The following is a 17,269-nucleotide window of genomic DNA, read 5'->3' as shown; positions in this document are numbered from 1 at the left end:
TCACTCCCGATGCTGGCATTGGTTGGTCATAAAATCCACAAAGCGCCTGACCCTGGCCGACAAATGCCTGTTCTGCGGATAAAGAATATGAAACACCCGAGAGCGCCCAGCATAAGGCTGTAAAATTTCTACCAACTCCCCTTTTTGCAGCATCTCATTGGCAATGAAATGGTAGGTCTGGAAGATACCACCGCCAGCCCTGCCCCAGCTGATACAGCCCTGGGCATCATCCAGCACACGCATACGCCCACGTATCAATTGCTCTATGGCTTTGCCTTGCGCGTCCTTGAATAACCAGGGCATGGGTTTACCTGTGCTGGGCAAAATAAACTCCAGGCAATCATGTTGCTGTAGCTCGGCCAGGGTCTTGGGTTCCCCATGTTGTGCTAAATAAGCCGGGGCAGCAAATACCCCCACACTGGCATCTTCCAGCTTATGGGCCACCAATCTTGAATCAGGCGGCTCACCCAGCGTATCGCCAGATCAAAGCCTTCATCGGCAAAATCCACATTGCGACTGCTCAGGCTGACTTCCAGCTCGATCTGTGGATAGGCTGCCTGAAAACTGGGGAGCAAGGGCAGCAAGCGATAATTGGCGTACAGCGTGCCTACGGTAATGCGTAATACGCCGCTGGGGATTTTCTGATTGCCGGTAATCGCCCGCTCCGCCTCGGCGATCTGCTCCAGCGCACGCTGGCATTCTTGCCAATAGCAGTTGCCCTCAGAAGTGAGGCGCACATTGCGCGTGCTGCGGGTAAACAGCCGCACGCCCAAGCGCTCTTCCATACGCGCGATAGAACGGCTGACCGAGGCCGGGGTCAGCCCTAGCTGCTCAGCCGCCGCGCTGAAACTGCCCAGCTCAGCTGCCTTGCAGAATAACTCTATGCTATTGAGTTTGACCGATTCAAAACTACGCATAAAAACCCCTTGCAAAATGCCTATGTGACCGCATTTATTGATTAGCCAACTTATTACTTGATGTAACAAGTATTGTGATTTTCAGCTAGTTTATTGTTTTATGCGTTATGAATATAGTACAGCCTGGGTTTACTAGCCAGCCATCATGCTAGCTTGAGATAAACCAACCGGATTCCAGGGCTGCTGCCAGCTTGACGCCAGCAGCTCTTATCATTTTATTAATATCAGTAAAGGCTGCATCAATGACTGCATTGTTTACCCCCTTCACCCTGAAATCGGTTACCTTGCGTAACCGTATTGCGGTGCCGCCCATGTGCCAGTACAGCGCCGAGAATGGCTATACCACAGACTGGCACCAACACCATTACGCAGGCTTGGCACGCGGCGGTGCCGGGCTGGTGATAGTAGAAGCCACAGGCGTATTGCCGGAAGGCCGCATTACCCCAGGCTGCACAGGTTTGTGGGAAGATGGGCAAATCGAAGGTTTGAGCAAGATAGCCACTTCCATCAAGGCGGCAGGAGCCGTGCCTGGCATTCAGATCGCCCATGCTGGTCGCAAGGCCAGCGCCAACCGTCCTTGGGAAGGTGATGACCATATCCCTGCAGAAGACCCACGTAGCTGGCAGCCAATTGCGCCCTCCGCCATTGCCTACGGCCATCATTTGAACCGTACGCCTACCGAGATGAGCCTGGAAGATATCGCGCGCGTGCAAGAAGCCTTTGTTGCCGCTGCGCGCCGCGCCCTGCAGGCTGGCTTTGAATGGCTGGAGCTGCACTTTGCTCATGGTTATTTGGCGCAAAGCTTCTTCTCCGCACACAGCAACCATAGAACCGATGCATATGGTGGTGATTACCAGGGCCGCTCCAAATTCCTGCGTGACACCTTGGCCGCGGTGCGCAAAGTCTGGCCTGAGCACCTGCCCCTGACGGCACGTTTTGGTGTAATTGAATACGATGGCAAGGACGAAGCCACCCTGGCCGAATCCATACGCCTGGTACAAGACCTCAAGGCCCTGGGTCTGGATATGCTCAATGTCAGCGTAGGCTTCACCATTGCCGAAACGCAAATCCCCTGGGGCACACCTTTCCTGGCGCCTATCGCAGAACGTGTTGGCCGTGAAGCCGGATTACCCGTGGCCGCTTCCTGGGGCATAGATAACCCAGTGACAGCTAACCAGGTGGTTGAAGATGGGCAGATGGATTTGGTGATGGTGGGCAGAGCGCATCTGGCCAATCCGCACTGGCCCTATGCTGTGGCGCAGCAATTGAAAAAGGAAAAGCCAAGCTGGGTGTTGCCTGCGCCTTATGCGCATTGGCTGGAGAAATACCGCCCTAATTAATGAGGTTAGGCGATAACCCTTAGCAAGCTGATCACCAAAGCCCGCAATTTGCGGGCTTTTGCTTGGTGAATTATAGGTTTAATCAGCTGGGTTTAATCCGCTGGGTTTGCGGCAGTATTGATTGAAGTGGAATTGCCGTTATGCGCAAACGGGCAGCCATTCACCTGCTGCCGGAATGATGCAGAAAATTGATAGCTTTCTCGCCTCACGCGCATCACACCACCCAGGGGTTGATGTTGTTCCAGCGCATTCCAGGGGCTGAAGCGCAAACTATCGTCCAGCGCTTGTGATGTCTCATTATCCCAGGCCAGTTGCGGCTCAATATCAAGGGTCGCCACCGTCAGATAAGGCTTTCATCCTCCGACCAAACGACAGAAGCATCTTCTATCGGCATGCTTTCGAGATTGGTGCAGAGTTGCACGCGCAATTCCCAGCGTGCGCTGTGCTGGCTGAAGAAATTCACCACAGATTGACGAATGGCATCAGGGTTTTCCGGCTCCTCCAATGGCTGCTGCTTGAGCACCAGCAACTCCGCAGACACTGGCACCAGGCTGAGTTTGGCCATGTATTTGCCGTAACGCATGGGCACTTGCGTGAAGTAGGTTTCACCCAACAAATGATGCATGGGATGCCCGCCCAGGCTTTTGACCGTGGCACTCTCACTGCCCATAGCTTCTATTGCACGCTCAGTGCCACGCAATGCCGCAGATAAGGCCTGCTTGAAACCCTCGGCCTTATTGGTGGTTAGCGCTAGCAGCTTCAGGCTGGCAAGAAATGACTTGGGGTCAGGCGCGAGAAAAGCCGGACCATCCACCATAAGAAAATCCTGGCTGCTGAGATGATCTGTGCGATCTGGCAGCAGCTCGCCAGTCACATTCAACACCTTGATGGCCAAGCCTCGCGGTGTTGAAACACGATCACTGAGCAAATCTCCCGGGCTGGTAGAAAATCGCAGCACCACCGGATATGTGGCCGCCCGGCTGAACAAGCCCTGCGCCAGAGGCTCAGGCAAATTATCTGCAATGCAGAGCTCACCTTTTACCAAACCATGCGATTTGGCATGCACACTGCGTAAACCATGATGATAATCCTCTGCTGTGGTTTCGCTGATCTGCCTGAGTGCCGCGATCAAGCCCTGTATGGTTTCTGCTTCATCTTCAGCGGCTTGCTCCACGCCAGGATGGAACAGTACAGGGTTATTTTTTAGTGATGCTGCGCTGCTGTGTATGCTCATGCAATTTCCCTGAAGGTTGAAATGCCTAGGTCATTCAATGCGGTTTATTCGGTGGATTAGCCCAGCTTGCATGGCCATCTAGCTCAATGGCTTTCTAGAGGTATCTGCTGCAATAGGCTTTTGGCTTTTTCGGTAATACGGTGATGTCTTTCCATGTCTGGAAGAATTAACTCCAGCTCTACTAGCGAATCACGTATACCATTGGCAATCACCGCCTCGCGCCCTGCCCGCTCTGCGGCACTCACTTCGAGCAAGCCTTTCCATTGCATATTGCTGAGCTGGGATTGATGAACCAGCAGTGGTTCCGCGTTGATGGAAGAACTTGAATAGGTAGGGGTAACAGTGTGTTTGGTGTGCATGGCAGTCTCTCATCATGATAAGTAAACCCGCGAACCGTCATGATGTAAGTAATTGATATCTTGCGACTACAAGCCACTGTCGGATTTTGCTGTCGGAAAGCATGACTAATAGGGATGAGAACAGCAAACGCAATTGAATACCGTATGGAAAATCTGACACAGCAATCAGTCAGTGACGGATGAAGGGGTGCCACGAGCAGGCATAAAGTGGGTTCACGTTGCTTCAACCAATGATCCTCAGCAGCCAGACCAGTGACACAATCAGCAACGTATTGTCTGGCTCAGGGACCCAAAGGAGATAATACGATGGCTAATACCAATCAGCAGAAACAAGGCGGTTCTCACGAGCAGCATGTCAAGGCAGGCAGTCAAAGCCATAAAAACCAGCCACAATCAGCCGGAGCTAATCAGCGCGGCAGCCAGCAGGATCAGCATTCTCAACAATCCAAAGCTGGTCAACAAAGCCACAAGAACCGCTAACGCGGATTCATTCGTGCATCAGTGAGAATAAACCTGATGCATAGGCAAAGAAAAAGCCGCATGACTGCGGCTTTTTCTATTGGATCAAACTAACTACAGAACTAACTGCAGGGAGTTAGGCAACTTGCACAATGTGCTTGATACCTACCTCAGGATTAACATCGGCCTCGTAATCCACCCCTTCTATGCCAAAGCCAAACAGGCGTAGGAAATCGGCCTTGTAACCAGCAAAGTCGGTAGTGTCGTATAGGTTTTCATTGGTGACTTGATCCCACTGCGCAGCAACCAGGGTTTGCACTTCCGGAGCCAGCTCTTTGTAGTCTGCCCGCAGTCTGCCCTCTTCATCTAGGATAGGCTGGGCGTTATAGAGGCTGTCGCGGTAAAGTCCATCTACCTGTTCAATACACCCTTCGTGGGTTCCAGCCTGCTTCATAACCTTGAACAGCAGCGAGAGATACAAAGGCATCATGGGAATCGCCGAGCTGGCTTGGGTTACCAAGCCTTGAGTACGGCCACGCGCGCATCACCACCCTTGGCGGCCAAGCGCTCACGTATGGTCAGCACGCGTTGATCCAGATCTTTCTTCGCGGCGCCTATGGTGCCGTTCCAGTAAATATCATGGGTGATTTTCTCACCCAGATAAGTAAAGGCCGTGGTCTTGGCACCTTCAGCCAGCACACCCGCCTCATCCAGTGCTTCTATCCACATTTGCCAATCTTCACCGCCCATGACGGCAACTGTATTGGCAATTTCTTCATCACTGGCAGGCTCAATCACATTGTCCTTGATCACTTCTTTGTCGGTATCCAGGCCGCGTTGATGCAGGGTTTTGCCTATAGGCTTGAGCGTGGAGTTATAGACATGACCAGTCTTGGGGTGGGTACGGCGTGGTGAAGCCAGGCTGTACACCACCAGGTCCACCTGACCCAGATCACGCTTGATGGTGTCTATGGTTTGCTGTTTAACGGCATCAGAGAAGGCATCACCATTGATACTGCTGGCATATAGACCTTCAGCCTCAGCAAACTGGTGGAAGGCGGCAGAGTTGTACCAACCTGCTGAAGCAGGCTTGCTCGCCTCGCCTGCGCGCTCCAGGAACACGCCCACGGTGGAAGCTCCACTGCCAACGGCTGCGCTGATGCGGGCAGCCAGGCCATAGCCTGTGGAAGCACCTATCACCAGTACGCGCTTGGGGCCGTTGGCAATGGGGCCTTGGGCCTTAACGTAATCAATTTGCTGCTGCACATTGGCAGCACAGCCAGCGGGGTGAGCAGTGACGCAGATAAAGCCGCGCACACGGGGTTTGATGATCATGGAGTCCTCTCAGAAGTCTGGACGCGGGACTAGGCCGCTGTTTCCCGGCCAGGCTGGCCGGGCAAAGTGCGTATTATAAAGGCGGCTGGCGGCTGGCGCGAGAAAATCCGGGCCATTCTCGCCTGACCAGTCCCAGCTTATTGGCGTTAAATGCTGCCAATTGATTTTGCGCGATGTATTTATTTAAAAACTACAAGTTTTATAAAAATTGGTTTTTATAAAGCTGAGTACGGCTGACACTCAACCAGCCCAGCAGCAAATAACCCAGCATCACCAATGCCAGCCACAGCGGGTGGTGCCAGGTCAGCGGCACCAACAGCCCTGCCGATAGCGTGGAAAACAGCATTTGCATAAAAGCCTGGCCAGAGGCTGCGGTGCCACGTATCTTGGGGTGGCAATCCAGCGCCGCCAGGGACATCACTGGCACGGCTGCCGCCATGCCCATATTGAACAAAGCTACCGGGGCGATATTGAGCGCAGGGTGTATCAGCGGTAAGGCGCTCACCACTACGTTAATCAGGGTCATCAGCAGCATCCAGAAATAGGCGCGCCTGAGCAGCTCTGAAGGGGCATAACGCCCGGCGGCACGCCTAGCCAGCCAGGAGCCAAACACAGTGCCGCAAACCGTGGGTACAAACATCCAGGCAAACTGCTGCGAGCTTAAACCCAGATGCTGAATCAGATACACAGGGCTAGCGAGTACATAAAGAAAGAAGGCTGAAAAATTGGCACCTATGCCGAATACCAGCAGACCAAACTCACGGTGGGCAAATAGCTGTTGGTAATTGCGCAATACACTGCGTGCATTCAACGGAGTGCGCGCCGTCAGCGGCATTGTTTCTGGCAAATAATGCTGCGCCGCCCAGGCAATCACCATGCCGTAAAGCGCCAGGAATATAAAAATGGCCTGCCAGTGTATACCCAGCAACCAGCCACCCAATATGGGCGCTACAGCCGGGGCAACGGCAAACAGCATTTGTACGGTCGCCATGACTTTTTGTGCTTGTATACCCTGATACAAATCACGCACCATGCCCGCGCCACGACATTGCCCGCCCCGGCAGAAAGCCCTTGCAGCACGCGGCAAGCCCACAAGGTTTCGATATTGGGCGCCAGCGCACAGCCTATGGAAGCCAGGATAAAGAGCGATAAACCCCAGCGTATGGTGGTCAAGCGCCCTATCGCATCGCTGATAGCACCATGAAACAAGGTCATCAGCGCATAAGGCAAGAGATAAAAAGTCAGGCTTTGCTGCACATGGGCGGTGCTGGTGTGCAAGTCCATTTCCATGGCAGGAAAGGCTGGCAGATAGGTATCAATAGCGAGCGGAGCCAGCGCGGTCAGGCCAGCCAGCACGCCCACAGTTAAACGGGAATTGCTCATAGGGATTTAGAGTGATGTAGGCTGATGTTTTATGTGTTGTTATTAAGGGTTGACTGTAAGCAAAGCAATCGGCAAGCATATAGATTAAGCGTAAACATAGCTACGGTTATATGGATAATCCAGCTTGCCCTGCGCATCTGGCTTGCCTGCCAACACCTGAAACAGGGCCAGCCAGTTGTGATCAAAAGCATAGGCCGAACCTGCCATATAAATACGCCAGATACGGTATCTACGCTCCCCTATCAGTGCTATGGCCTGATCAGCATAAAACTCCAGCCTGCTCACCCAATCCCACAGGGTGCGGCCATAGTGTGGGCGCAGATTTTCTGCATCCAGCGGCTCCAGCCCGGAAGAAGATAATTCCGCCAGCACTTTGGAAATATGGTTGAGCTCACCACCAGGGAAAACGTAGTCGTCTATGAATTCGGAAATGCCATTGCCTAGGCCGCTGCTCTTGACCGCCACCGGGGTAATCCCATGGTTGAGCACCAGCCCACCTGGCTTGAGTAGGCTGTAGATTTTGTCGAAATACTCACGCAGGTGACGGCGGCCCACGTGTTCAAACATGCCCACACTGGCAATTTTGTCGAATGTTTCGCTGGCAGACAGTGTGCGGTAATCCATCAGGCGCACTTCCAGCCTATCCTGCCAGCCGCGCGCTTGTATCACCTGCTGTACATGCTGGTACTGGTTTTCCGAGAGGGTAATGCCTACGGCTTTAACGTCAAAATGTTCCACCGCGTAAAACACCAGCCCGCCCCAGCCGCAACCTATATCGAGAAAACGCTCGCCAGCTTTAAGCCTGAGCTTGCGGCAGATATGCGCCAGCTTTTTCTGCTGGGCATGCTCCAGAGTTTCATCGCCATCGGCGTAGTAGGCGCAGGAGTAGATGCGCTGGCTATCCAGCCACAAGGCATAGAACTCATTGGATACATCGTAGTGGTAGTGAATATCTCGGCGTGAGCGCCGCAGATTATGCTGCCAGAAGCGCCACTGTATGCGGTTTTCCGCCTCGGCGCTGGCATCGGTGGCGCAATAGGCCTGGCCCAGGCTCATGATATCTGGCGCTGAGCTATGATGTCCAAATCCCCTTCCACATAGGCGCGCGCCAAACTACCTAGGGTGGGCTTGGCCAAGGTCGCCAAGGTGCTGGCCTTGTGCGCGCGCAACTCTACCTTGGCTTGCGGATGCCCTGCCAGCAAGCTGTCATTCAGGCTCACGGCTATGGGTAAACCCGCAATGCTGCTAGCGATTCTGCTTTTTAGTAAGGCGGTAATCATGCGGCCTCCGACTGGCCCCTGCACAGGCAAATCTCTGCACGCAGGGTATTTATCATCAAATCATCAACTCAGGACTAAGCACAGGCCTTGCAGGCCAGCCAGGCTTACTCCCGCTTAAGCAAAACAATAAGCCATCCAACCCTGCTGCAAAAGCCCTGGCTTGCAGCTATTAGCAGTCTGCCCCCAGCACCTACCTCTTGAAATACTGGCAAGCGCTGCCATTTGTTACAATAACCTTCTATATCTTAAAACCTCTGCCCACCTCACACGCAGGCCATCTGGAGTATGCAATGCAATTAAATCTTGCCGAAATCAACGCCGAACTAGGCCACAATGCGGAAAAAATCGTGGAATGGGCTTTGAGCCTGAACAAGAAAGCGATTTGTACCACCAATTTCCGCCCTTTCGAGGCAGTGATTCTGCATATGGTCACGCGTATTCAGCCTGATACACCGGTGATCTGGATGGACAATGGCTACAATACCGAAGCCACCTACCGCTTTGCCAATGAGGTTAGCGAGCAGCTCAAACTCAACTTGCAGATTTATCTGCCCAAGCGCTCACGCGCGCACCGTGAAGCCATAGACGGTCAGGTGCCTGGCCTGGATGACCCCAGGCATGCCGCTTTCACCGAAGAGGTGAAGCTGGAGCCGTTTGCCCGCGCCCTGCGCGAGACTGCGCCCGAGGTCTGGTTTACCGCCCTGCGCGCCACCGATACTGCGGTACGTGCGCAAATGGAACCTGTCAGTATCAATCCCGATGGCTTGATCAAGGTAGCGCCACTGCTGCACTGGAGTTCCAAAGATCTGTATCAGTATCTGACAGCGCACAATCTGCCTAACAACTTTGATTATGTGGACCCAACCAAAGGTGAAGAAAACCGTGAATGCGGTTTGCACCTTTCCCACTAAGTGATATCAGCCATGCTAGCCCAGCCCCATTTGATAATGGGGCTATTTTTTTGTGTAGCCTCATGACGCAGCAGCACAGTATGGCTGTGTTTTTGCGCTAATCACTGGGGTTTTTTAATGATGCTTTTCAGCCCAAAGTAGTTAGAAAAACAAATATTCTCCCAATGCATTTCATCCGCGGTAATGTCACTGAAGTAAGTGATAGGCATGAGGTTTTTTTCTGGATAGGCAGGCACTTCCAGACTGTGGCCTTTTGAACTAAGTGCTAGATCAAAACGCTGGCTCATAAATTGATGCAGGTCTGCACTACTTCTGGTGGTGGTGATTAATTGACTCCATGATTGGTAAGGATGTAAGTTGAAAGCGCTCAATAACCAGGTAGAAAACATGATGACCATCAACATGCCGAAAGCTTGGGCCGGAGCAATAAATGGCTGGGTGCTCTGCCCTGTGACACGCCTGGCATTAAAGTAGCTGACGATACAATATGCCATCATGATCACCAACATAAAATCCTGAGTTCTGGTGCGGCTGGGGCCTAAATCCCCCATGACATACACTCTGACAAATGTTCCTGCCCACAATGCAAAAAACATACACACGGTAAACGCGATGATATGCGGCGCAGAAATTGACGTTTTAATGCTACGTGCTGGGAATAAGCGCATTAAGATGTTGAGCAGCAGCACAAATATGATCAGCGCCAGAAGATATCTTTTTCCTATTAATACCAGCGCGCCCCAAGCCGCATTCAATATCCCCATGTGCTCATGCATGCCTGATAATCGCACAAAGTTTCCGGGCGCCATGCTGGAGAGCAATACGCCGAACAATGCCCCCAGCAATAACCAGAAAATGTGCTTTTGCTTGCTGTGATAATAATGCAGCAGCGTCAGTGGCCCCATCAGTGCCAGATGCCCGAGTGCAGCGCCTTCATTGCACCCTGCAAGTAAAAGCGAGCCCAGGGTGATGGCAATGGCCCGAGCTTTCGTCAATGGCACCTTAGCTGAAAATACCTTGAACTCTTCTGCCATCAACAGCAGGAATATGCCACAGGCAAGCCCATAAGTAGCACCCCCAGACAACCAATATAAAGATTGGCGCACCTGAAAAAAGCTCATGAGCAAGGCGAACATGCCTAGCAAAACAATGACACTATTTTCAGAAAGCGCTTGCAGGAAAGACCTGAGAGCGTAGAGATTGAACAGTAAAATACTTAAGGGGACGAGGTAATAGTAATGCAGTAATATCTGCTCAGAATGCGCAAATAGTGAAATGAAGAATGTTGCAAGATAGCGACCGCTCCATTCCTGATATATGACAGCTACATTACCCAATATTCCGTGAAGATGGCCGCCATAGCCATAACAGAAATCATCTACTGAAGGTATGGAATACCAGAGGTTCCAGATTAGCCAGGCAAAGTACAGCACGCCCAGAATCGCCAAGGTACTGCGCGATGAAAGTATCATCGCCTGGCGAACATTCTCCAGAAGTGTTGGGTATGAAGTGGCAGTAGTATTCAATACGCTCCCCTAGTCATATCGATATTTCTATTACGCAATCCGCCAGCCAACGCTGCTGTTTTTTACAACAATATATTGCAGCAATTAAATCTATTGGCAGGTTGATGCGGCCACGCAATGACCGCATCTTTACATTATTTAAACCTAGCAGTTATTTAAACCTGTGAGCGATGTAAAAGTGAGCTAGAGCACGCTTTTATATTGACGAAAAATGGATTGGTTTTAGGGTAAAGCATGAAAGTCTGCAACCAGCTCTCGGTTTTCACCTTCTATCAGCTTGCGCGAGTTCTTGTCATTGCGGAATAAGATAGGCTGGGCCTGCAAATAAGGTTTTTGCGCATTGGCAATGGCTTCATCAATCAAATGCCGATGTGGTGACTTGGTGCACACTGGGTCTGCGGCTTCGGCATCGCCAGAGAGCAGGAAAGCCTGGCAACGGCAACCACCCAGGTCTTTATGCTTTTCATCACAACTGCGGCAAGGCTCTTTCATCCAGTCATCACCGCGATACTTATTGAAAGCGGGAGATTCCTGCCATACCCAGCCCAGGCCATTGGCCTTGACGTTGGGGAATACCATATTGGGCAGCACGCGCGCCGAGTGACATGGCAGTACATCGCCATTGGCGGTGACGATCATAAATACCTCGCCCCAGCCGTTCATGCATTTCTTGGGGCGCTCGGAGAAGTAATCTGGCACCACGAAATACACTTTCATCTTATTGCCTACGCGCTGGCGAAACTCATTGGTGATGACTTCGGCTTCGTCTATCTGCTCCTTGGTTGGCATCAATTGGTTACGATTCACCAGTGACCAGCCGTAATACTGGGTGTTGGCCAGTTCAACGAAATCAGCCCCCAGGGCTTCCGCCATCTCCAAGATTTCTTTGACGTGCTTGATGTTGTAGCGGTGTATCACCACGTTGAGCACCATGGGGTAGCCGTGATCTTTGATCATGGCAGCCACTTTTTTCTTCAGCTCAAAGGTGCGGGTGTTGGTGATGAAGTTGTTGATCTCTTCGGTGATGTCATGCATGGAAAGCTGGATATGATCCAACCCGCCCGCCTTGAAAGCAGTGATGCGTTTTTCGGTGAGGCCCACGCCAGAAGTGATGAGGTTGGTGTAATAACCCAGACGCCCAGCTTCCTCAACAATTTCTTCGATATCGTCACGCAGCAAGGGCTCGCCGCCGGATATGCCTAATTGCAGCGCACCCAGCTTGCGCGCATCGCGCAGCACGTTGATCCACTGCTCGGTGCTGAGCTCGTTTTGCGTGTGCTTGTCGTAATCGGTTGGGTTATAGCAAAAGGCGCAATGCAGCGGGCAGCGATAAGTAACCTCGGCCAGCAGCATAAAGGCTGGGTGTTGGTTTTTGATGCCGCAACGCCGTTGTTCTGTTGCGCTGGCTGTTGAGCTGGCTTCTGTTCAATCGCGGTACTCATATCTGCTCCTTCATGTCGTGCGCCTGCCACAGGCCGCCTGGACCATTTAACTGCGCATTTTCAGCTTAATTGCGCTTTTCCAGCCAGGCCTTGTCTACGGCCAGGTTGAGCATGGACAGGACATCGGCGGCAATTTCCGGCACATCGGGAAAAGCCTGGCTGACCTCTTGGATGATGTCTGCCACGCTGGCTCTGCCGTTCACGCGCTTGATGACCTCGCCTGCGCTACCATTGAGTTTGATCATGCCTTCGGGAAACAGCAGCACATAGCACTGCTGTGCTTCTTCCCACTGAAAACGGTAGTGACGTGCGATGGCGTAAACATCGCTCTGGGCCACGCCATTTTCTGCGCCAGTTACGGCTTGCTGATTATCTTGGTTGTCTGAGATAGTCGACATCGTTTTCCACCTTGATTTGCGTTGATGCCAGCATGATGGCGTCTGCCACCACCCACAGTACATCGAGTTTGAATTGCAGGATCTCCAGCGCTTTTTCCTGTAGCTCGCGCGTCTGGCTGAAGTAATCCAGGGTCACGGCCAGGCCCTGCTCAACATCACGTCGGGCTTCGGTCAGGCGTTTTTTGAAATACACCAGGCCTTGTTCGTCTATCCAAGGGTACATCTCAGGCCAGGAGCTAATGCGCTGCTGGTGAATATGTGGCGCAAACAACTCGGTCAGGGAGGAACAGACAGCCTCTTGCCAGGGGCGCTGACGCGCAAAGTTAACATAGGCATCCACCGCAAAACGCACGCCTGGCGACACCAACTTAAGCGAGGTAACGTCTTCACGACTCAAACCCACGGCCTGGCCCAGCTTGATCCAGGCTTCAATGCCACCTTCGCTGTTTTCGTCACCATCATGGTCTATGATGCGCTGTATCCAGCCCTTGCGGATTTCCTTGTCTGGGCAGTTGGACATGATGGCCGCGTCTTTCTGCGGAATGCTGATCTGGTAGTAAAAGCGATTGGCTACCCAGCATTGCAATTGCTCACGGCTCAGCCTGCCTTCATACATCATCACATGGAAAGGATGATAGATATGATAGCCCCTGCCCTTGTTGCGCAGCTGCTGCTCGAACTCTTCCCGTGTCCAGGGAATATTGTTTTCTACTGCTGAAGTCACGGTATTCATCTAGGCCGCTCCTAAAGAATGATATCCATACCGTCATAGGCCACTTCTATGCCATGACGGGTTAACTCTGCGCGCTGTTCTGAATCTTCACGCAGTATGGGGTTGGTGTTATTGATGTGTATGAGTACGCGGCGGGCCTGCGGATATTCATCCAGCACCTCTATCATGCCGCCAGGGCCAGATTGCGGGTTATGGCCGATATCTCTGGCCTTCTTGCTCATCAGGCCCAGATCGAGCATTTCAGTATTGGTCCAGAAAGTACCATCAACCATGATGCAATCCGCCTGCGCCATCAGCGCGGGCAAATGGGGTTCTATCTCACCCAGGCCAGGCGCATAAAAGGCCTTTTTGCCGTTATTGGTATCTTCAATCAGCACGCCTATGGTATCGCCAGGGTGCGGGTCATTGCGGTGTGGTGAATATGGTGGCGCGGCGCTCTTGAGCGCGACTGCAGTAAAGCGCAAGCCAGGTGCGCCAGCCACTGTAAAACTTTGCTCACCATCGGTGGGCACATCGTGGCGGTTCACACCACAGTAATGGCCGAGAATATTCAGCAAGGGATTACCCGTGGTGAGGTCTTGATAAACCATATCGGTACAGTACAGCTCACGCTTGACCTGCCCCTCACGCAGCATCAGCAAACCTGTGGTGTGATCTATCTGTGCGTCTATCAGCACTATGCCAACGATGCCGCTATCGCGCATGGCACGGCCAGGTTGCAAAGGAGCGAAATCTTGAATTTGTTGCAGGATATCTGGGGAGGTGTTGAACAGCACCCAGTTGATGCCATCAGCGCTGACGCAGATGGAGGATTGTGTGCGCTTCTTGGCGAGTATGGTGCCTTTGCGCAGTCCATCGCAGTTCTGGCAATTGCAGTTCCACTGCGGGAAGCCACCGCCAGCTGCAGATCCGAGAACATGAATATGCATTATCAGCCTTTGTTATGCCTGTATTAAGAACAGTTTATTGCTGTTGGATTATGACTGTTGAAACTAGTTTGCTGTCAGGTGGCAGCCGGGAGTATCCCCGGCTGTGACCGTCACTAGCTGATTAGCGATTGCAAACGTACATAGTGACTTCAAAACCGAAACGCATTTCTGTAACTTCTGGCTTGGTCCACATAATACTCTCCTAAGATAATGATAATTGTGAACGCTGCTTCACCCCGGCTTGAGATTGCCTAAACACCAAGACTTGGACTGAATACAACGTGAGCAAATTATCACCTTGATACCCCTGCTACCGACAGGGCAAAAATCGCCAAACACCCGTCATGATTTTCATGAGTCAGCGCGCCAGCTCAAGCTTGCAGGGCAAGTGAGCATAGTTAGCACATGGCCAGAAATAAAGCACAAAAGGCGACAGGTTTACACCTGTCGCCTTTTAAAGAGGTAAGCCTCAGCCTGTTAGTTCCCAGACTAAGCGCTTGAATACACTAGCCCTTGTTGAGTATCTCACCCAGCACTTGCAGGAAGCGCGCATTCTCTTCAAACAGCCCTATGCTCACGCGTAGATAATCCGGCATTTCATAGGCTGCTACCGGACGCACAATGACGCCGTTCTGTAATAGCTTCTGATATACCGCGCCAGCCTCACTAACTTTAAAGCTGACGAAGTTGCCATAGGAAGGAATATAGCTCAGGCCCAGTTGCTCCAACCCGCGTGTGATCTGCACCATACCAGCCTGATTGAGCGCACGGCTGCGCTCAACAAAAGCTTCGTCTTCCAGTGCCGCCACCGCAGCCGCCTGCGCCACACTATTAACGTTGAACGGTTGGCGCACGCGGTTCATGAGGTCGGCAATCGCAGTACTTGCCAAACCAAAGCCCACGCGCAAACCAGCCAGGCCATAGGCCTTGGACAAGGTGCGTGAGATCAGCAGATTGTCAAACTCAGCCAGCCAGCCTATGGCCTCGGATTTATATTCCGCACTCAGGTATTCATCATAGGCCTCATCCAGCACAACCAGCACCGAACTAGGGACTTTGGAGAGGAAGTCACGCAGCTCTGCTTTGCCCAGCAAAGTGCCCGTGGGGTTGTTGGGGTTGGCGATAAATACAACGCGGGTTTTATCCGTGATGGCCGCCAGCATGGCTGGGAGATCATGGCCAAAATCACGTGCAGGTACCACTACGCCTTGCGCACCCGTGGCCTGGGTGACCAGGGCATAGACCGCAAACGCATGCTGTGAATATACAGCCTCTGTACCTGGAGCCAGGAAGGCCCGCGCTGCCAGTTCCAGAATGTCATTGGAGCCATTGCCAAACACCAACTGCCCAGGGTTGACTGCAAACTTGCGGCAGACACAATCACGCAAGGCAAAGCTATTGCCATCAGGATAACGAGCGATATCCTGCAAGGCATCCTGCATGGCTTCATAGGCCTTGGGACTGACACCCAAAGGGTTTTCATTCGAGGCCAGCTTGATAATGGACTCAGGTGCCAGGCCCATTTCGCGGGCCAGCTCGGTAATGGGTTTGCCAGGCTGGTATGGCGCAATGGCATGTATATTGGAAGGCGCGAGGTCGCAGGGGCTGCTCACGATGAAAATCCTTTGCAAATAAATGAAGGTTGGTTTGCCACTCTGTAGCAGTGAATGAAATAGCTGGCTCACCAAGTACTGGCGAAATTTGTACTCAGACTACGCTTAAAAACTTTGCTCCTGCTTGCTTTGGCGCTTGATGTCATACATGGCATGGTCTGCCCTGCGTATCACGTCCACGGCAGAAACATCCCGATAAGGGAACACGCATATGCCTATGCTGGCAGATAAATCCTTGATCGGCGGCAAGCCATCCAGAATGATGGGCGAGATCAGTTGCATGCGCAATTTATTGGCCAACAACTCCGCTGCTTCAGGCGAGCCTATATCACGCGCCAGCACAAAGAACTCATCACCTCCCAGGCGCGCCAAGGTATCAGTTTCACGTACCGTGAAGCGTAAGCGCGTTGCCACCTCCTTGAGCACCACATCGCCGATCAGGTGGCCGTAGGTGTCATTGATAGGCTTGAACTTGTCTAGGTCTATGAACAGGCCTGCACAGAGTTGATCGTTACGCACCGAGAAATTGATGGCCTGCTCTATGCGGTCCAACAATAGCTCACGATTGGGCAAGCCAGTCAGCCTGTCATGCAAGGCTTTTTCCTGCTGCCTATGGCGCTCGTTATCCAGGTCTTTTTCGCGCAGGAACAGTTCGCGGCTTTGCTTCTCGGAAACATAGCTGGCAAAAGCGCCAACGACATTGGCGGAAAGCAAAAATACGTCATAAATCAGCACCTGCAATTGCGGCAAGGGCCGCAAGTATAGATACATGATATTGAAGATAAGAAATACGCACAGCCCAACCAAAGAGGCATTGAAAAAGCGTAAACCAGAGAAGGTATAACTCCAGAACACCATCACTACCAGGCCAGTGAAATAGTAGTTGATTGCCGCCAGCGGCATAAACGTCAGCTGCGCCAGCAGGCCTAAGCTGCTGAATAAGGCCACCAGGGCCAATAACAGTTGGTGATAGCGCACAAACTGGCGGTAGAAGGATAAGCCCAGCACCGCGAAGAACAGCATGACCACCATGGTGCGGATATACCAGACGCTGACAATGGCTTCCGGCGTAACAAACAGGGGGTCCAGCAAGCTGTAGAGCATGTACATGACCGCGCCGACCAGCAAAGCCAGACGGGAATGCCTGCGCAGACTGGGCATGGCATAGAGCTGGTAGAGCGCTTCCAGACGTTCATTCTGGAAACTGAGAGTCCATTTTCTCAGTGAAGCAGACCACAACAAATTCTGACTAATTGGCATACAACCCTCAGAAATACAGCTCTAGAACACCACGCCCATCATGGCGGCTGCGCCATATCAACCTTGGATGTTACCCAGTGATATGGACTCAGCTTGCGCGTAGTACAGCTTATAGATGCAATGTGAATTGCATATCTGGCCGAGCTTACG

17 protein-coding genes and 3 pseudogenes are annotated in these 17,269 nt (G+C 52.3%); 3 read left to right on the top strand and 17 right to left on the bottom strand.

Annotation, left to right across the window (positions count from 1 at the left end; genetic code table 11):
* Positions 1-444: a substrate binding domain-containing protein gene (locus JCM2850_RS23705; RefSeq protein ID WP_369384797.1), complete on the bottom strand. Its 444-nt coding sequence runs from the start codon at positions 442-444 to the stop codon at positions 1-3.
* The gene (locus tag JCM2850_RS23700) at positions 387-917 is read right to left on the bottom strand and encodes a LysR family transcriptional regulator (protein WP_369384795.1); all 531 of its coding nucleotides are present in this window, start codon (positions 915-917) and stop codon (positions 387-389) included. The genes JCM2850_RS23705 and JCM2850_RS23700 overlap by 58 nt, the downstream gene beginning before the upstream one ends.
* A 242-nt stretch (positions 918-1,159) precedes the next feature.
* Between JCM2850_RS23700 and JCM2850_RS02125 the strand changes: the two genes are divergently transcribed.
* A complete protein-coding gene (locus JCM2850_RS02125) occupies positions 1,160-2,257 on the top strand; it encodes an NADH:flavin oxidoreductase/NADH oxidase (protein ID WP_025869604.1) in 1,098 nt (365 codons plus the stop codon).
* Between the two features lie 92 nt (positions 2,258-2,349).
* Here the strand turns inward: JCM2850_RS02125 and JCM2850_RS21720 are convergent, their stop codons facing one another.
* The 3 genes from JCM2850_RS21720 to JCM2850_RS02115 form a co-directional block, all read right to left on the bottom strand.
* Positions 2,350-2,595 carry a hypothetical protein gene (locus JCM2850_RS21720; RefSeq protein ID WP_199898229.1) on the bottom strand — a complete coding sequence of 82 codons (246 nt, stop codon included), beginning with the start codon at positions 2,593-2,595 and terminating at the stop codon, positions 2,350-2,352.
* Positions 2,596-2,597: 2 nt separating this feature from the next.
* The gene (locus tag JCM2850_RS16480; RefSeq protein ID WP_199898228.1) at positions 2,598-3,491 is read right to left on the bottom strand and encodes a catalase family protein; all 894 of its coding nucleotides are present in this window, start codon (positions 3,489-3,491) and stop codon (positions 2,598-2,600) included.
* Positions 3,492-3,574: 83 nt separating this feature from the next.
* Positions 3,575-3,850 (bottom strand): hypothetical protein, encoded by a 276-nt coding sequence (locus JCM2850_RS02115; RefSeq protein ID WP_025869603.1) that lies wholly within the window; start codon positions 3,848-3,850, stop codon positions 3,575-3,577.
* 306 nt (positions 3,851-4,156) lie between these two features.
* On the opposite strand from JCM2850_RS02115, the gene JCM2850_RS21715 reads away from it, so the two are divergent.
* On the top strand, positions 4,157-4,330 hold the full coding sequence (locus JCM2850_RS21715; protein WP_199898227.1) for a hypothetical protein: 174 nt from the start codon (positions 4,157-4,159) through the stop codon (positions 4,328-4,330).
* 115 nt (positions 4,331-4,445) lie between these two features.
* Here the strand turns inward: JCM2850_RS21715 and fabV are convergent.
* The 4 genes and pseudogenes from fabV to JCM2850_RS22240 form a co-directional block, all read right to left on the bottom strand.
* Positions 4,446-5,644, bottom strand: a pseudogene (gene fabV, locus JCM2850_RS16475) (enoyl-ACP reductase FabV).
* Positions 5,645-5,843: 199 nt separating this feature from the next.
* A pseudogene (locus JCM2850_RS16470) lies at positions 5,844-7,027 on the bottom strand (multidrug effflux MFS transporter).
* An 84-nt stretch (positions 7,028-7,111) separates the two neighbouring features.
* Positions 7,112-8,083, bottom strand: coding sequence for a class I SAM-dependent methyltransferase (locus tag JCM2850_RS16465; RefSeq protein WP_234406030.1), 972 nt, complete (start codon positions 8,081-8,083; stop codon positions 7,112-7,114).
* Positions 8,080-8,307 carry a hypothetical protein gene (locus tag JCM2850_RS22240; protein ID WP_234406029.1) on the bottom strand — a complete coding sequence of 76 codons (228 nt, stop codon included), beginning with the start codon at positions 8,305-8,307 and terminating at the stop codon, positions 8,080-8,082. The genes JCM2850_RS16465 and JCM2850_RS22240 overlap by 4 nt, the downstream gene beginning before the upstream one ends.
* Positions 8,308-8,597: 290 nt before the next feature.
* On the opposite strand from JCM2850_RS22240, the gene JCM2850_RS02090 reads away from it, so the two are divergent.
* The gene (locus JCM2850_RS02090; RefSeq protein WP_025869602.1) at positions 8,598-9,218 is read left to right on the top strand and encodes a phosphoadenosine phosphosulfate reductase domain-containing protein; all 621 of its coding nucleotides are present in this window, start codon (positions 8,598-8,600) and stop codon (positions 9,216-9,218) included.
* Between the two features lie 101 nt (positions 9,219-9,319).
* Here the strand turns inward: JCM2850_RS02090 and JCM2850_RS02080 are convergent, their stop codons facing one another.
* The 8 genes and pseudogenes from JCM2850_RS02080 to JCM2850_RS02050 form a co-directional block, all read right to left on the bottom strand.
* Positions 9,320-10,744: a DUF6056 family protein gene (locus tag JCM2850_RS02080; RefSeq protein WP_148301169.1), complete on the bottom strand. Its 1,425-nt coding sequence runs from the start codon at positions 10,742-10,744 to the stop codon at positions 9,320-9,322.
* A 222-nt stretch (positions 10,745-10,966) separates the two neighbouring features.
* Positions 10,967-12,186 (bottom strand): annotated as a pseudogene (gene pqqE, locus JCM2850_RS16460) (pyrroloquinoline quinone biosynthesis protein PqqE).
* Positions 12,187-12,251: 65 nt separating this feature from the next.
* Positions 12,252-12,584 carry a pyrroloquinoline quinone biosynthesis peptide chaperone PqqD gene (gene pqqD, locus JCM2850_RS02070; protein WP_025869600.1) on the bottom strand — a complete coding sequence of 111 codons (333 nt, stop codon included), beginning with the start codon at positions 12,582-12,584 and terminating at the stop codon, positions 12,252-12,254.
* Positions 12,556-13,317 carry a pyrroloquinoline-quinone synthase PqqC gene (gene pqqC, locus JCM2850_RS02065; RefSeq protein WP_025869599.1) on the bottom strand — a complete coding sequence of 254 codons (762 nt, stop codon included), beginning with the start codon at positions 13,315-13,317 and terminating at the stop codon, positions 12,556-12,558. The genes pqqD and pqqC overlap by 29 nt, the downstream gene beginning before the upstream one ends.
* 11 nt (positions 13,318-13,328) lie before the next feature.
* A complete protein-coding gene (pqqB, locus tag JCM2850_RS02060; protein WP_025869598.1) occupies positions 13,329-14,246 on the bottom strand; it encodes a pyrroloquinoline quinone biosynthesis protein PqqB in 918 nt (305 codons plus the stop codon).
* Positions 14,247-14,367: 121 nt separating this feature from the next.
* A complete protein-coding gene (gene pqqA / locus JCM2850_RS20825; RefSeq protein ID WP_081774944.1) occupies positions 14,368-14,439 on the bottom strand; it encodes a pyrroloquinoline quinone precursor peptide PqqA in 72 nt (23 codons plus the stop codon).
* Positions 14,440-14,752: 313 nt separating this feature from the next.
* Positions 14,753-15,859 (bottom strand): histidinol-phosphate transaminase, encoded by a 1,107-nt coding sequence (hisC, locus tag JCM2850_RS02055; protein WP_025869597.1) that lies wholly within the window; start codon positions 15,857-15,859, stop codon positions 14,753-14,755.
* A 105-nt stretch (positions 15,860-15,964) separates the two neighbouring features.
* Positions 15,965-17,119: a GGDEF domain-containing protein gene (locus JCM2850_RS02050; protein WP_025869596.1), complete on the bottom strand. Its 1,155-nt coding sequence runs from the start codon at positions 17,117-17,119 to the stop codon at positions 15,965-15,967.
* Positions 17,120-17,269: the final 150 nt, after the last annotated feature.

This window comes from Methylobacillus glycogenes JCM 2850, from assembly GCF_000617925.1.
In the GTDB taxonomy this organism is placed as follows: domain Bacteria; phylum Pseudomonadota; class Gammaproteobacteria; order Burkholderiales; family Methylophilaceae; genus Methylobacillus; species Methylobacillus glycogenes.
Note: the sequence above shows the minus strand (reverse complement) of the source record. Positions and strands in the feature narration are given on the sequence as shown.